At 62.3% G+C, this 15366-nt stretch carries 17 protein-coding genes; 9 read left to right on the top strand and 8 right to left on the bottom strand.

Annotated elements, in window-relative coordinates:
- Positions 1-135: 135 nt before the first annotated feature.
- The 4 genes from ACOI1H_RS01180 to ACOI1H_RS01165 all read right to left on the bottom strand — a co-directional run bounded on the left by ACOI1H_RS01180 (position 136) and on the right by ACOI1H_RS01165 (position 2737).
- Complete coding sequence (locus ACOI1H_RS01180; RefSeq protein ID WP_422434883.1) at positions 136-441, bottom strand: winged helix domain-containing protein; 306 nt, start codon at positions 439-441, stop codon at positions 136-138.
- A 110-nt stretch (positions 442-551) separates the two neighbouring features.
- The gene (locus tag ACOI1H_RS01175) at positions 552-722 is read right to left on the bottom strand and encodes a helix-turn-helix transcriptional regulator (protein ID WP_422434882.1); all 171 of its coding nucleotides are present in this window, start codon (positions 720-722) and stop codon (positions 552-554) included.
- Between the two features lie 99 nt (positions 723-821).
- Positions 822-1553 (bottom strand): hypothetical protein, encoded by a 732-nt coding sequence (locus ACOI1H_RS01170; RefSeq protein ID WP_422434881.1) that lies wholly within the window; start codon positions 1551-1553, stop codon positions 822-824.
- Positions 1550-2737: a tyrosine-type recombinase/integrase gene (locus tag ACOI1H_RS01165; protein WP_422434880.1), complete on the bottom strand. Its 1188-nt coding sequence runs from the start codon at positions 2735-2737 to the stop codon at positions 1550-1552. The genes ACOI1H_RS01170 and ACOI1H_RS01165 overlap by 4 nt, the downstream gene beginning before the upstream one ends.
- Positions 2738-3049: 312 nt before the next feature.
- Here ACOI1H_RS01165 and ACOI1H_RS01160 point away from each other — a divergent pair, with 312 nt between their 5' ends.
- From ACOI1H_RS01160 to ACOI1H_RS01120, 9 genes are all read left to right on the top strand, one after another.
- Entirely contained in the window at positions 3050-4405 is a 1356-nt protein-coding gene (locus ACOI1H_RS01160; protein WP_422434879.1) for a phospholipase D-like domain-containing protein, read from the top strand.
- A complete protein-coding gene (locus tag ACOI1H_RS01155) occupies positions 4402-5130 on the top strand; it encodes an endonuclease/exonuclease/phosphatase family protein (RefSeq protein WP_422434878.1) in 729 nt (242 codons plus the stop codon). The genes ACOI1H_RS01160 and ACOI1H_RS01155 overlap by 4 nt, the downstream gene beginning before the upstream one ends.
- A gap of 159 nt (positions 5131-5289) precedes the next feature.
- The gene (locus ACOI1H_RS01150) at positions 5290-5901 is read left to right on the top strand and encodes a ribonuclease D (RefSeq protein ID WP_422434877.1); all 612 of its coding nucleotides are present in this window, start codon (positions 5290-5292) and stop codon (positions 5899-5901) included.
- Positions 5901-6863, top strand: coding sequence for a KpsF/GutQ family sugar-phosphate isomerase (locus ACOI1H_RS01145; RefSeq protein ID WP_422434876.1), 963 nt, complete (start codon positions 5901-5903; stop codon positions 6861-6863). The genes ACOI1H_RS01150 and ACOI1H_RS01145 overlap by 1 nt, the downstream gene beginning before the upstream one ends.
- 3 nt (positions 6864-6866) lie before the next feature.
- On the top strand, positions 6867-7484 hold the full coding sequence (locus ACOI1H_RS01140; RefSeq protein ID WP_422434875.1) for a hypothetical protein: 618 nt from the start codon (positions 6867-6869) through the stop codon (positions 7482-7484).
- A 34-nt stretch (positions 7485-7518) separates the two neighbouring features.
- Entirely contained in the window at positions 7519-7968 is a 450-nt protein-coding gene (gene lptA / locus ACOI1H_RS01135) for a lipopolysaccharide transport periplasmic protein LptA (RefSeq protein ID WP_422434887.1), read from the top strand.
- A complete protein-coding gene (gene lptB / locus ACOI1H_RS01130) occupies positions 7968-8720 on the top strand; it encodes an LPS export ABC transporter ATP-binding protein (protein ID WP_422434874.1) in 753 nt (250 codons plus the stop codon). The genes lptA and lptB overlap by 1 nt, the downstream gene beginning before the upstream one ends.
- Before the next feature lie 216 nt (positions 8721-8936).
- Positions 8937-9515 (top strand): ribosome hibernation-promoting factor, HPF/YfiA family, encoded by a 579-nt coding sequence (hpf, locus tag ACOI1H_RS01125; RefSeq protein WP_422434873.1) that lies wholly within the window; start codon positions 8937-8939, stop codon positions 9513-9515.
- A gap of 30 nt (positions 9516-9545) precedes the next feature.
- A complete protein-coding gene (locus ACOI1H_RS01120) occupies positions 9546-10010 on the top strand; it encodes a PTS sugar transporter subunit IIA (protein ID WP_422434872.1) in 465 nt (154 codons plus the stop codon).
- On the opposite strand, the gene ACOI1H_RS01115 is transcribed toward ACOI1H_RS01120, so the two are convergent.
- Genes ACOI1H_RS01115 through ACOI1H_RS01100 form a run of 4 tightly spaced genes read right to left on the bottom strand, consistent with a single transcriptional unit; the run spans position 10007 to position 15360 of the window.
- The gene (locus ACOI1H_RS01115; protein WP_422434871.1) at positions 10007-11440 is read right to left on the bottom strand and encodes a nodulation protein NodH; all 1434 of its coding nucleotides are present in this window, start codon (positions 11438-11440) and stop codon (positions 10007-10009) included. The two genes, ACOI1H_RS01120 and ACOI1H_RS01115, sit on opposite strands and share 4 nt — an antisense overlap.
- Before the next feature lies 1 nt (position 11441).
- Complete coding sequence (locus ACOI1H_RS01110; RefSeq protein WP_422434870.1) at positions 11442-13139, bottom strand: beta-1,6-N-acetylglucosaminyltransferase; 1698 nt, start codon at positions 13137-13139, stop codon at positions 11442-11444.
- Positions 13136-14146 (bottom strand): glycosyltransferase family 2 protein, encoded by a 1011-nt coding sequence (locus ACOI1H_RS01105; protein ID WP_422434869.1) that lies wholly within the window; start codon positions 14144-14146, stop codon positions 13136-13138. The genes ACOI1H_RS01110 and ACOI1H_RS01105 overlap by 4 nt, the downstream gene beginning before the upstream one ends.
- Positions 14147-14187: 41 nt before the next feature.
- The gene (locus ACOI1H_RS01100; protein ID WP_422434868.1) at positions 14188-15360 is read right to left on the bottom strand and encodes a glycosyltransferase family 4 protein; all 1173 of its coding nucleotides are present in this window, start codon (positions 15358-15360) and stop codon (positions 14188-14190) included.
- Positions 15361-15366 lie beyond the last annotated feature (6 nt).

The following is a 15366-nucleotide window of genomic DNA, read 5'->3' as shown; positions in this document are numbered from 1 at the left end:
CCACTTGTCATTGCGGCGTGTCAGGCGGGTGTGCGGGTCAGTCATGCTTACCCCCATAGTGCAGCGCAGCGACTAGGCGGGCTTGGGTGACGGTCAGGCCATAGCGGCGGCAAAGGCGGCGGATGCTTGCGGGGGTCATCGAACGACCTCCACATGACCGGGAAGGACGCGGGACCGCAAAATGTATCGCCCATGCAATCCGCTAAAATCCCCGCCGTGTGGTTCGTGAACTGTGTCGATCTGCACGCCTATTTCGCGCAGGTTGAACACATAAGCCGACCAACGCGGCGCAGGATTTTCAATAGGCGTGCAGCCACGATTGCCCGCGCCGATCAGTTGGCCCAGCGCCCACTTGTCGCGACCTTTGACGTAGATGTGTAAGTGGTTGCGGTCGAAGTTGATGATGGTAAACGGGGCATTGCCCCAGTCGGTCTTAGCCATTTTCAGGCCTCCTTTTCATTGTGAAATTGAGGCGCTGGGCGTATGGTGTCGGTAATCTTGCAACGGATTATTCCCGACCCCGCCCAGTGCCATGCACAGCGGGGCGGGTCTTATCCCGCAATGCTCTGAATTGCCGCGTCGATGGCGGCTTCGTCCCAATAGAGACGGGAACCGAATTTAATCGGTTTGGGCAGACGGCCAGATTCAATGTCGCGATAGATGGAAGACCGCGCACGTCCCCCTATTTTGTCACTTAACTGGCTAAGTGTGATGTAGTTCATTGTAGGACTCCAAGGGTTACCTTGGTCCATGAAGAACGAAATGTCCTGACTTAGTAAGGAGCACTTGACGTGCGCACCTGTGCACTTGAAGTGCACATCCTATTTTGGGTTTGGAAGGCCGGATGCAATGAAAGAATATAGTCCGGTTGGGATTGGTAGGGGCGGCACAGCTTGCGCTTCTATTGGTAAGTTTTTTGAAATGCTCCAAAGGTATGGAAAGTATGAAGACCCATGCTTTTCAAGCAAAAACTCTAGGTGTGCGGCTGTGGAAAGTATCTGGCAAATATCAAAATCGCTATAGTGGTAGGGGTGCACAGGTGTAGCGTAAGACGCATAAATTAACGTCGCAGCGTAAATATGTGCAACCGAGCCAAACTCTTTGAGTGCCCGAGTGAAGCCAGTTCGATCCGCAGTGGGCGTAACGTTGCGGCTAACAAAAGAACCATTCTCAAAATGCAATACAGAAAACATGCCATGATTGCTTACCCTGTTCACTTCAATTACACGCATCGCAACTTTGCGGGCCTCTGCAATGTCCGGCTCCAAATTATCTTCTGTTGATAGGATTAGAAGGGATAACGCGAGAATTGCAGCGGCATACCTTCGTCCATCCGACTTCGCGAAGCTTGATTTTAGCGTTTGAACAACGGACGACTCACGATAATCTTTTCTTGGTCCAGAAAAATAACGGGCCTTTTCATCGGTAAGGAGCCAATAGAGTTGTCTCTGTGACGCCAAGTCATCTGGTGCTAAAACAACGCTCGCGACTAATTGGTAAATGTCATCTCTCATGTGTCCGTCTTCATCGGTAAGCAGGATGAAACGCTTCATGCGATAGACCTCACGTTTTGATTGCCGATTCTGATTAAAACATTGGCCCATCGTTCCATTAATGCCTGCCTTTGCTCCAGAAAATCCGTGCGGCGATAGGCGCGTTCCACAGTGCCGCCTGTCGTGTGACCGAGGCAGGTTTCCGCGACCTCATGCGGGGTCTGGGTCGCCTCTGCCGTCCAGTCGCGGAAGGACGACCGGAAGCCGTGGGGACGCTCTGACAGACCGCGCCTGTCCATGTAGGCGGTCATTGTCATGTCGGATATGACGCCGCGCCTGGCACCGGGGAACAGGAACCCGTCACGGGCGAATTTGCGGGCCTCTGTGATGACGGCCTGCGCTTCTGCCGACAGCGGCACCCGAAAATCGGACGTGGCCCCCAGACGGCCTTTCATCGCCGCTGCGGGGATGGTCCAGATATCGCCGTCGATCTGGTCAAGGTGCATCATGCGCAGGGGGCCAGACCGCACCGCCGTCAGGATAAGCAAGCGCAGGGCCAGTTCGGTGATGCTGCCGCCCAGCGATTGATAGAAGGCAGGCACGTCGCGCCAGTTCATCGCGGGGACGTTCGTGACCGTGTGGCGTTGCTTGCCCAGCAGGGCCTTTGCTTTCTCGGTCGCCTGTAAGTCCACATCAAGGCCCAGCGCCGCCGCGTGACGCAGGACGATGCCCAGACGGTTCATCGCCTTGCGGGCGGTTTCTGCTTTCGTGTGCCAGATGGGGGCCAGCGTGTCGCGGATATCCTTCTGGTCGATATCAGCGACAGGGACGCGGCCCAGCTTGGGCAGGACGTGCAGTTCCAGCGGGGAAAACCAGCGGCCCGCCGTGCCGTCGCCTTTTAGTTCGGCCTTGCGGCTCTCAAATGCGTCCAGCGCGATATCGGACAGCATGTGAATGTTGCGCGCCGCCGCTCGCCGCTGGCGTTCGCGCTCCTTAATCGGGTCCAGCCCCTGCCGGACGACGGCCCGCGCCGCCTCTGCCGCCTCTCGCGCCGCTTTGAGAGATACCGCAGGGAAAGCCCCCAGGCCCATCTCGCGCCGCCGCCCGTGCGTGGTGACGCGCAAGACCCACTGTGCGCCGCCGTCGTCGCGCTTGTGCAGCCACAGGCCCGCGCCGTCCGCGTGTTTGCCTGCGGGGGCCGCTTTCAAACCGGACGCGCTTAGACGGTTCGTTTCCCGTGCCATTTCCAGTCCCCCTCTGTGTCCCCCTCAATATATGGTATGCCGTGGGGCATTGTGAAGTGGGCTGATACAGTGGATGACTTGAAAAGCTTTGAAAATCAGAGATGCGCGGTCGCTGTGGCACATCAAGATATAGGGATTGGATGCGTCTCCTAGGCACCAAAGTCGGCTTCTGCTTTTCCGAAACCATTGTGGCGCGATTTGGATTCCATCATCGGCACGTCGCAGTGATGCCAGCCGGAACCCCAAGTCCGTCCACGTGTTGGCAATCCGGATTCCACAGCATACCTGTGACATCTACCGCAGGAGTGCACCGTGCCGCTGAGCTGGCTGACGACCCACGCTGAAATCGTGCTTCTCAGTGCACTGGTGATTGCCGCGGCGGCGTTTTTGCTGCAACAGCGCAGGTCGCCGCAATCGACGGCGGCGTGGCTGCTGTTCCTAATCGTGGCCCCATATTTCGCCATCCCGTTCTTCGTCGGCCTGGCGGTACGCAAGCGCGCCAATGGACCGGAGGCGCTGAAACTGCTACCGGTGTCGGACCAACCACCCGCCTGTCATGTGGACGCCATGCTGCGCGCCTACGGCCTGCCGGGCGCATCCGATGGGCATGCATTCACGCTGCACGATACGCCTCAGTCGGCCCGCGCGGCACTGTTCGATCTGATCGCCGGGGCCAAGCACGAGATCGACGCCATGTTCTATATCGTTGCCCGTGACGACGTCGGGCGCGCGTTCGTGGCGGCACTGACCGAGAAGGCGCGCCAGGGCGTCGCCGTGCGCCTGATCATCGACCGGCTCGGCACGCTCAATCCGCCATGGCAAAGCCTGAACGCCTTGTCGGACGCGGGCGGAGAGGTGCGATTTTTCTCGCCGCTGGTGCAGCGCCCGATGCGTGGTCACCTGAATCTGCGCAATCACCGCAAGATCATGGTGGTCGACCAATCCGTGGCCTTTGGGGGCGGAATGAACATCGGCCACGAGTACCTGGGCGACGGGCCGGATGTCTGGACCGATCTGGCCTTTACCCTGCGGGGTCCCGCCGTCCAAAGCTGCGCTGGCGTCTTTGCGTCGGACTGGCGCGGCACCGGTGGAACTGCGGATGATCCGGTGATCGCACCACCACCCGGTGACGGCAAGACCATCGCCCAGCTCGTGCCCTCCGGGCCGGACCTGCGCCACGACGGTCTGCACGACACCCTGATCAACGCAATCCACAGGGCCGATACCCGCGTCTGGATTGCCACGCCCTACTTTCTGCCGACCGACACGCTGAGCGAGGCGCTGTCTGTTGCCGGCCGCCGCGGCGTCGATGTGTGCATCATGTTGCCGCGCCGGTCCAACCAGCGCATCGCGGACTTTGCGCGTGGTGCCTATTTGCGAGAGTTGCAGGCGGCGCGTTGCAAGATCCTTCTGTTCAAACCCGGCATGCTGCACGCCAAGGCCGGCATCATCGACCAATCGGCCTACGTCGGCTCCGTGAACTTCGATGTGCGCAGCATGCTGCTTAACTTCGAGGACACACTGTTCGTCCATGATCCCACAAGCGTCGCGCAACTGGCGGACTGGTTTACCGGACACACACCGTCCTGCGACGTGGGAATTGCGAACGCCGGTGCCATGCGACGCATCGGCGAAGGACTCTTTCGTATCGGAGCACCGATCCTGTGACACAAGACCCAGCCGCTGCCGTTCACGTCGTCAGCTACAACATCCGCAAGGCCGTCGGTACCGACCGGCGGCGGGATCCGCATCGCATCCTGACCATCCTGCGTGAAGCCCGGTGCGATATCGCGATCCTGCAAGAGGCCGATCTGCGGCTGGGCCAGCGGCCAGCCGCCCTGCCCCTCGATGCAATGACCCAATGCGGACTGTCACCAGCGTCGCTTGCGATGAATGCAGTCAGTCTTGGCTGGCACGGCAACGCGATTCTCGTGCGCCCGGACTGGACCGTGGCGTCGGTCGACCGGATTACCCTTCCGGGGTTGGAGCCGCGTGGTGCCGTGTCTGCGACTGTCATGACGCCGATGGGGCCGTTGCGGATCGTCGGGCTGCATCTGGGGCTGTTGCGGCGGTCACGTCTGGGCCAGCAGCACGCGGTGCTGGATTGGTTGTCCGGGCAGCCGCCGCATCCGACCCTGATTGCTGGGGACCTGAACGAGTGGTCCGCCCGCCGCGGACTTGGACCGCTGAGCCAAAGGTTCGCGCTGCAGTCGCCGGGTCATTCGTTCCATGCCCGCTGGCGCCTTGCCCCGCTGGACAGGATCGGCACGACACGCGACCTTGCGCTGCATGACGTCCACATGATCGATACGGCACTGACCCGCGCCGCTTCGGATCACCTTCCGATCAGGGCACGCCTTGCCCGCGCGCCGACTGCCGAAACGGACGCCTGAGGCGGCGTCTGCAACAGGCGCGCCTTGCAGGGAAAGCCGCGCCTGCGCCCGCATCCTGACTGATCCGATCATCGTTCGCCGCAAGCATGGCCGCTTAGGGCTTGAGCCGGTGACGCGCGCGGCCTATCTGGAAGACACTTCAGCGAAGGCACAGCGCCCATGGCCAACCATCTTTACCGCGACGATCTGCCGGACGGACTGGACCTTGGCCCTGTCGTCGCGATCGATTGCGAGACGATGGGGTTGATCCCGCGGCGCGACCGGCTTTGCCTGATCCAGATGTCCGGCGGCGACGGCGACTGCCACCTCGTCCAAGTCTCGCCCAACATCGCGGCCGCGCCGAACCTGTGCCGGATGCTGGCCGATCCGGGCGTGACCAAGCTGTTCCATTTCGGCCGCTTCGACATTGCCGCCTTGTTCAACGCCTATGGCGTGCTGTGCCAACCGGTCTGGTGCACCAAGGTCGCGTCGAAGCTGGTCCGCACCTTTACCGACCGCCACGGCCTGAAGGAACTTCTGCGCGAGTTGGTGGGAACCGATATCTCTAAGCATCAGCAGCAAAGCGATTGGGGGGCCGCCGACCTGACCGCCGCACAGCTGGACTATGCGGCGTCGGACGTGCTGTATCTGCATGCGTTGAAAGCCGTGCTCGAAGAACGGCTGGACCGCGAAGGCCGCACTGCATTGGCGCAATCCTGCTTCGACTTTCTGCCGACCCGCGCGCAACTGGACCTTGCCGGGTGGGCCGATCCCGACGTGTTCGCGCACTGATGGAACAGGATCGCATCTTCAGTGACGCCGGGCGCCGCGTGATTCTGGCCGAAGCTACCGCACTGACGGCATTGGCCGATACACTCGACGGCAGCTTTTCCGCTGCCGTCGGTCTGTTGTTGCAGACCCGGGGCCGGGTCATCGTCTCCGGCATGGGCAAATCCGGCCACATCGCGCGCAAGATCGCTGCGACCTTTGCCAGCACCGGCACCCCCTCGCACTTCGTCCACCCGGCCGAGGCGAGCCACGGCGACCTTGGCATGCTGACACCCGGCGACGTCGTGATCATCCTGTCCAATTCGGGCGAGACGCCGGAACTGGCGGACATGGTCGCCTACACCCGCCGCTTCGGCATCCCGCTGATCGGCGTGGCAAGTCGCGCCGACAGCACATTGTTGCAACAGTCGGACATCGCCCTCGTCTTGCCGCAACTGGGCGAAGCGTGCGGCACCGGCGTGGTGCCGACGGTTTCGACCACCATGACGCTGGCGCTGGGCGACGCGCTGGCCATCGCCCTGATGGAGCATCGCAAGTTCACGCCCGAAAACTTTCGCGACGTGCATCCGGGGGGCAAGCTGGGCGCACGGCTGGCCAAGGTCGCGGACCTGATGCACACCGGACTGGAACTGCCACTTGTGGCTGCCGATGCCCCGATGGGCGACGTGCTGCTGACGATATCGCAAAAGGGCTTTGGCGTGGCCGGGATCATCGGTGACGACGGCACGCTGGCCGGCGTCATCACCGACGGCGACCTGCGACGCCACATGAAGGGTCTGCTGGATCACACGGCGGCCGAGGTGATGACCCGCAACCCGACCGTCGTGCAGACCGGCGCGCTGGCCGAACGCGCCGTGGCGATCATGAACGACCGCAAGATCACCTGCCTGTTCGCCACGGGTCCCGACGAAAAGGTCGCGGGCATCCTGCACATCCATGATTGCCTGCGCGCGGGCGTGGTGTGACGCATGGCAACGACCACGAACTTTCATTCCCAACTTGTCGGCTGGCTCAAGATCCTGTTGCCGCTGGCGGCGCTGATGCTGCTGTCGACGCTGTTCCTGTTCGCGCGCAACACCGGCACGACGAATGAGATTCCGTTCGCCGACATCGATGCGGCCGCTGCTGAACAGCGCATTGCGGCCCCTCGCTTTTCCGGGCTGACCAGCACCGGCGACACTCTTCAGATCAGCGCAGAGGCCGCCCGTCCTGACACTGACGGTGGCTCGCAGGTCACCATCGACCGCCCGCGCCTGTCTCTGGACGCCACAGACGGCACCACGCTGCGCGTGACGGCAGGGTCCGGCATGGTGGATACGGTCGCGCAGACAGCGCAACTCAGCGGGCTCGCGCGTTTGGAAACCTCGTCGGGCTACGTGATGGAGACGAAGGGGCTGCAAGCCGACCTCGCGACAGGCACCGTCACATCCGACGGCGCACTCGAGGTGCAGGCGCCGTTCGGTCAGTTGCAGGCCGGTCAAGTGACCTTTCAGGCGGGAACCGGCGATACGGGTCAGCAGATGAATTTCACCAATGGCGTTAAACTGCTATACACGCCGTCAACTGCCGCACCAAAGGACGACTGACGTGATCCGCACCCTTCCCCTCATCGGCCTTCTGATGCTTGCCCTGCCTGCCGTGGCCCAGACGAACATCGACCTTGGCGGCGTCAACGCCGACCCGGACGCACCTGTCGAGGTCACCGCCGACAGCCTGAACGTCGATCAGGACACCGGGTCCGCGGTGTTCACCGGCAATGTGGTCATTGGCCAAGGCGACCTGCGGCTGTCCGCACCCGAGGTGCGTGTAACCTACGGGGCCGACACCGGCGACATCACGCGGTTGCAGGCCAGCGGTGGCGTCACTTTCGCAACCGCGACCGAGGCGGCAGAAGCGCAAGAGGCCGACTACGACCTTGCAGGCGGTCAGCTGACCCTGACCGGCGAGGTGCTTCTGACGCAGGGACAAAGCGCGTTGTCCGCCGACAGCATGGTGCTGGATTTGACCTCTGGCACGGCACAGATGTCGGGGCGCGTGCGGACCGTGTTCCAGCAGGACGGCAACAACTGATGCCGCGCGACGTGACGCCAGACGACATGACCGGCCTGCGCGTCACCAACCTGCGCAAAAGCTATCGCAAGCGTCCCGTCATCCGCGACGTCAGTCTGCATCTGGGGCGGGGCGAGGTCGTCGCGCTGCTGGGTCCGAACGGGTCTGGCAAGACGACGTGCTTTTACCTGATCGCCGGCCTGATCACGCTGGAAGGCGGTCAGGTGACGGTCGATGGCGAAGACGTGACGACCATGCCCATGTATCGCCGCGCCAATCGCGGCATCGGATATCTACCGCAGGAAATGTCGATCTTTCGCGGCCTGACGGTCGAGGACAACATCAAGGCCGTTCTGGAAATCGCCATGCCCGACAAGAAGCGTCGCCGCGACCGGCTGGAACAGCTTCTGGCTGAATTCTCGATCGAACACCTGCGCCGCGCACCCGCCGTCGCGCTGTCCGGCGGAGAGCGTCGCCGCGCCGAAATCGCCCGCTGCCTGGCAGCCGGGCCGAAATATGTGCTGCTGGACGAACCCTTTGCCGGTGTCGATCCCATCGCAGTCGCTGAAATCCGGCACCTTGTTGCCGACCTCAAGAACCGTGGCATCGGTGTGCTGATCACCGATCACAACGTCCAGGAAACACTTCAGATCGTGGACCGCGCCTATATTCTGCATGACGGCAAGGTCCTGATGAGCGGGACGACAGAAGAGGTCGTGCGCGACGCCAACGTGCAGCGCGTCTACCTTGGCGAAGGCTTCCGCGTGAATTGAGCCGCATTGACAGACAGACCCGTTATGGCGCTGAATGTTCGTGATGATGCTAGAGCCTTTCCATCGCCCTTCCACCAAGGCGTCCGCGCCGGTCGGAAACCTTAAGCTTTCGGAAACCTCGAAAGCAGCATCCTGTCCAGCATGTGCAAAGGGAACTTCGGGCCGCCAGCGGCCTTGATCCTTGCGTGTTTGAATAACATCAGAAGAGGAGAGATCATGCGGTATCAGATCAGCGGAAAACAGATCGACATCGGCGCGGCACTTCAGACGCACGTCGAATCCGAACTGGGTGAGACGCTGGCGAAATATGCCGGTCGCCCGACCGAGGCTTATGTCGTCTTCTCGAAGTCCGGGCATGAGCATGTGGCGGAATCCGTGGTCCACCTGTCCACCGGCCTGACCGTCCAGGCCTCGGGTCGCGACTCCGAAATCTACGCGGCCTTCGATGCCTGTTGCCAGAAGATGGACAAGCAGTTGCGTCGCTACAAGCGTCGCCTGAAGGATCACCACCGCGACCGGCCCGACCCGGTTGAAGTCTCGGGCGGTGGGTCGTATATCCTCGCTGCAACGGCGGATGACAACGACGAGGACGAGCAGACCAGTGATGCACCGGTCATCGTGGCCGAGAGCGAGGCGAAGATCCCCTCCATCTCTGTCAGCGAAGCCGTCATGCAGATGGAGCTGTCCCACAGTCAGGTCATGGTGTTCCGCAACGAAAAGCAAGGCCGCATCAACGTGGTCTACAAGCGCGACGATGGAAACATCGGCTGGATCGATCCGCACGAGGCGGGCTGAACAGCCAAATCCGGACTGAGGAACGATGTGATGCAACTGGCCGACATCCTGCAGCAAAGCGCCGTCAAGGTGCTGGGCGGTTGCACGAGCAAGAAGCGTCTGTTCCATGATCTGGGCGCGCTGGCAGAACAGTCCTATCGCATGACCTCTGCCGACGTGATCGAAGCGTTGGTGGAACGCGAAGGGCTGGGTCCGACCGGCGTGGGACATGGCATTGCCTTGCCCCACGCGCGACTGGCCGACGCGGACCAGGTGCGGGGCATCTTCCTGCGGCTTGAAAAGCCGTTGAATTTCGATTCCGTGGATCGCCAGCCGGTCGATCTGGTTTTCGCACTGATCGCGCCAGAGGAGGCCGGGGTGGAACACCTGCGGGCCCTGGCCCTCGTGTCGCGGACGATGCGCAACCCTGACATCTGTGCCAAACTGCGGGCGAACAGCGATCCGGCAACCCTGTACACGATCCTGACCGAAACAGAGGCGACTCAGGCCGCCTAGCGGAACGGACCGAAGCCGAACCCTTCGTAATCGCGGCCGTAGGCGTCGCGCGCAGCACCTTCCACCACATCGTCATGGATCGCAGCCAGACGGGCCGCGAAGGGGTCAGCATTGTCTGGCAACGCCGGCATCGTAGTGCAACCGATCTGCGCCGCCAGTCGCGCAAGGTCGCCGCGCATCGTTTGTTCACGCACGATGACATCCGCCAACCCGAAATCCGCCATGCCCTGCAGCAATGACACCTGCGAGGCCCAAGCGGCATCCGTGCGTACAGCGGTCTGCGCGGACAGGTTGTTCTTCAGGAACTTCAGAAAGGCGAGGAACGCCCGACGGTGGGCCTGCATGTTGTAGACGACATCCGTTTCCGGCACCGGGCCACCGTCTGGCACTTCGACGCCGTGGACCTTGCGCAGGGTCGCGCGAATTTCGGCAAAACTGCCGGGACCGTTGGACACGATCCTGTCGCAGAACGCCGTATGCGCCCACACGACCGGATGCCGCACGACGGTGAACTTGCGGTGGCCGGGATGGGCGCACAGCCAATCCCGCAGGGTCTTCTGGCTGAACCCGGTTTCCAGCGCCTCGACGCTCTTGCCGTCCAGCGCCGCCAGCCAGCCCTGCACCACGCCGTTCGGCCCGGATTTCAGTGGCATGAACAGCAGCGGGCTGTCGGCGGCTGCGACATAGGTCGGAATCATCGGACCCCGGCGCGGTTCGAAATTGGGGGTGCGCGACAGGTTGAACCGGTCCATGCGCGCAAGCGCCTGTTCCATCTGCGCAAAGTTGGCGACCTTGTCGGCCATCGGATCGGGGTTCTGCTTTTTCAGCTTCTTGTTCAGGGACGTGATCTGGCTGTCGACACCCAGCCAGCGGACAAGCCCGTTCATCACCTCGACGTCCTGCAAATCCTCGTAGGCGACGTGGAACGCCGTCTGTCCACTGCGTTGCAGGGTATTCAGGATGCGGACCTGAAACGCCTGAAGCGCGACCAGATGCGCTTCGAATTCGTCCGCGTCGAACGGCACTTGCTGGGTCTTCTGCTGGGTGACATTCGTCAATTTCCACTGGCCGGTGGATTTCGCGATCTTCCAGCTGACGAAACTGTCCACCGGATTGCGCGTCAGCACGATCTTGGCACAGCGCGGGTCCGTCAGCGCAATGTCCAGCACGCGGGAATCGTGGTCGTTGAAAAATCGAAAGCCGTTCACCCCCTCTGCCGCTTTCACGCGGTCGATCAGACCCTGCGGATCGGTTTCGCGCTGGTTGATGGTCACGCCCAACACGTCGGCGCTGTTGGGGTAGCCGATGAAGTGCGGGTTGAACACCTCGCCCAGGCAAGCGATACCGTCGAATATGTTCAGGTTCGCTTCAAGGAAATTGGAACCAGTCCGCATTTCCGCGAAGACGATGAAGTAGTCGAATTTTGACAAATCACTTCACCAGATAGGGTTTGCGCGGTTTCGGGGCCTGATTGAGGGGGGCGGTCTCGACCGGGAAGTCGCCCATCAAGTAGGGGTGCATTCCCTGGTTCTTGAGGTTCTGCAGGAATTGCCCGAAACCGGTCAGGTCATACATACGCGGCGCTTCCGTCAGGCGACGCGTCGTCTTGCCCGTCATCTCATCCACGATCACCTGCAACGCTTCCATCGGGGATTCGATGAAATCCGCCATCGTCCAGATGCGCACGCGCGCCTTGGCCCAGCGCGACCGCAGGGCGGCCAGATGTTCGTTCTCGATCCGCTGCAAATGCGCCGCCTCGTGCCGCAGATCGGCGAAGTTGCGGTTTGACTGGAACAGTGGCACCGCCCAGCAGCCCGAGATCACGCTGACCTGCGCATTCGGGTCCTTGGCGATCATCCAGCTGATCTTTTGCGTGTCCGAGGGTCCGAACTGAAACGCCTGTCGTTCGCCACGGGTGTTCCAGATCAGGTTCGTCAGGAACATCTGCGGGTTGTGGTCGCGGATGCCGGCATGGTCGGACATCGCCCCGTTGAAGAACTGCTGCCGCCCGTCGAACTGCACCCGGTCCGGCGCATACAGATGGCCATGCACCTGCGCGCCGGTAATCTTCGCCAGCCAGGGCTCGAAATTCTCGAACAACTCGGCAAAGCCGCCGAACACCGAATAGGGCGCGCAGGTGATGCCGTTTTCCCAGTCCTCGTTCGGCCAGCGGCTTTGCATGTAAAGCCCGGGCCGCCCCTTCGTGCGCCGATCCACCGCCTTGGCAAAGATGCGGTCGATCTTGCCGGGGTTGGGCTCTGCCCCCTTCATCGTCGCCGCATCCTCGAGCAGGAACGCCTGATACAGCCGGTCCGCCCGCGGCCAGACCTTGCGCGCGACAAAGCAGTCCGACCGCCGCAGCAGTTGCAGGTGATCGTCATAAAAGATGTGCGGTTTGCCTTGAAAGTCGAACTTCGACAGGGTCAGTGACCGGCTTTCGATGCTGGTCGAATAGACCCGCACCAGAGTCTGGAAATAGCTTTCATCCGGAATCCACACCTTTGCGAAATACTTGTCGTAGGCGGGGCGGTCCGGGTCCTGAAGGATGGCGGACAGCGTCTGCCGCGTCAGGCACCACCACTGCGATCCCATGTGCGGAACGAGGCCGTCGGGGATCCTGCGACGGAACCGCACCAGACGTTGCAGCGCGACATAGCGGTCAAACAGGTAGCGGTTCCTGCGCCACGAGAACGGAAACCGCAGGGTAAAGCGTTCCTGATCGAGCCCGCCGACCGTCCAGGGCACGTCGGCCGTGGTGGCACTTTCGATGAAGTCGGTCCGCGGGCGGCTGTCGAGGTAGCGGCGCAACTCTCTCACCGGGCGCAGCGGCATGCACGACCCGGAGGCCAGAAAGACATGCCGCACTTGCGGGAACGACTTCAGCATCAGCTCGCACGCGGACTGTGTACCCGCTACAATTCCCCATGTCCCCCATTCGCATCGCTGCCGCTTGCTGAATTTCACCTGATCCAGATCAGACAGGGCGACGGCAAAGCTGTCGTAACTGGCATCGTTCACTGTCTTGTCGACGTGAATCACGACAGGGCAGCCGCCAGCCACCCAATGCCGGGCCAATTGCTCTGCCCGGTCAAAGGCCGTGTGAACCAGCATGACGACGCCGACGGTCACGCCCAGTTCCCCTTGGACATGATCCCAAGAATCTCCAACTGCCGCCAGTTGATGTAGCGTTCCGACCACTTGCACCACAGGTCCGGGTTCGCGTCGCCGGTCGCGGCATAGGCGCGGTATTCGTGACTGTTGGCATAGTGCTGGCCGCGTTCCATCTCTTCGCGCGCCTTGTCGGTGAAGGTGGACAGGAATTTCGTGTGCAGCAGCACGCCGCTGGCCTTTTCGCCGCCCCATTCGTCGTAGACCAGGTTCCGGCCGCGCGGCAGCAGCATGTGCGTGCTGCTGACATAGGCATAGCGCTTGTCCCACTTGACCAGCGGCACCTTGTTCAGCGCAGGCGCGCGGTCGGGTTCGGTGGGAAAGAAGGTGCGCGCGCGCGGGCCGCCCTGAATCCACAGGTTGCCGAAGTTGGGGTTGCGGTTGATGACATAGTTGCCGCTGTCGAACCATTCCGCGATCCGCAGCGGATCGCTGCCGCGCCGGTAGGGCGTGTCGTCCACCCGCCCCTTGGGATACATGTCCAGCAGCATCGCGCCGAACGACTTGATCGACGACGCGTCCAGCCAGTCGGTCAGCGCACGCAACGGGCGCGTGTCGCAGAACGGATAGACCAGCAGTTCGTCCGGGTCGACGACCAGCACCCAGTGCCCGTGGGCATACTTGCGCTGTAGCCAGTTCAGCCAGTCGACACCGAACCGCGCACTCTTGTAGCTGCCACGCGCCCGAAACAGCGTGACGTCAGGCTGTTCCTTCAGAAAGGCAGGACCGCCATCGGTGCTTTCGTTGTCGACCATGATGAAATGGTTGACGCCAAGCCCACAATAATACTGAAGGAAATGCGGCAGGCGGACGTCTTCGTTGCGAAAGGTCGAAAAGACGAGGATGTCATCGGGCTTGATCTGGCCGGTGCGATTGGCGACGGCCTTCAGTTCGCGACGCTTGCGAAACGCGCGCACAAGCCAGCGCTGCCGCTGCACCCGAAGCCGGTAAGACCGCCAAATGCCCACCGATGTCCCTTTTTCCTGCCGTCCAGTCTGCACTCCGCATATCAGAAACCCGCTAACGCAGTTCTAAAATGTGCGGACCAGTCGGGCGGAACAAGGCTGCCCTCGCGGTCCTGCGGTGTCGTCTGCATCAGCCTCGTTATTTCTTTTGTCCATGAATACCGGTCTTGCGCGTTCACGTAAACGGCCCAGTCTCCAAGTAATTCGCGACATGCGGCCAGATCGGCACAGATGACCGGCACGCCCAGCGCGGCCGCCTCCAGCGGGGGCAGGCCGAAACCTTCGGCAAACGACGGAAACAGCAGGCCTTTGGACCCCGACAGCAGCGCCGCGATGGCGCGATCCGTCAGGTTCGCCACTTCTTTCACATGCGGCACACCGGCGTCGAGCCGGGCAAAGACGTCCGCATTGCCCCAACCCCGACCGCCGCAGATCAGAAGCTCGGGCGCGCCCGGACCCCAATTTTCCCAGATGTCCAGCAAGAGGGCATGGTTCTTGCGCGGCTCAATCGTGCCAAGCATCACGAAGTAGGGTCGCAGCGGCATGAGGCCGATGAGAACCTCCTCCTCTGCCGGGCGCGGCATATCGACGCCAAGGTGCGCCACGACGATGGGAGGCACGGTCCCCGCCATGGTTCGCCGGACGTCGCTGGCGCAGGCATCCGATGTGCAGATGATCCGGTCCGCGAACTTGCGCGCAACCGCCAGCCTGGCCTTGAACTGCGCAACCGTCCCGGGCCGCTGCATGTCCGGCCAGTCCAGCGGGATGGTGTCGTGGATCAGCACCGCGATCCTGGCGTCCGGCTGCGCCTTGACCGCGCGACAGATCGGCGCTGTCAGGTTGCTGTGCCCGACATTCAGATAGGTGAACCCCGCAGGCATCCGCCGCAGCAGTCGTTTCAACCGACCCCGCGTTGATCGCGCAACCGCTTGCCGACGCACGAAACTTTGCCCCAGACGGGCCGGGCCCGACAGCCTGCGGTTCAGGCGTGACAGGATATCGGGCTTTGGAAAATCCCGCGTGGAAAAGGCTTGCCCCAAGGCCAGCAGCCCGAACCGGTCCAGCAGGACAAAGCCCAGCGCCGTCCGGCACAGGCCGAACACCGGCGTCGCTCCGTCGGCAGTCAGCGCCCGCAGATAGGCCAGCTCGACCCCCGTCGCGACCTGCCCTGCGCGGGACGCAAGGCGGCTGACATCAAGAAGGCGCGCCGGTGGCATGCAGCC

It is taken from the genome of Loktanella sp. DJP18 (assembly GCF_049310965.1).
Taxonomy (GTDB): domain Bacteria; phylum Pseudomonadota; class Alphaproteobacteria; order Rhodobacterales; family Rhodobacteraceae; genus Loktanella.
The sequence above is the reverse complement of the archived record's forward strand: the minus strand, read 5'-3'. Positions and strand labels throughout refer to the sequence as shown.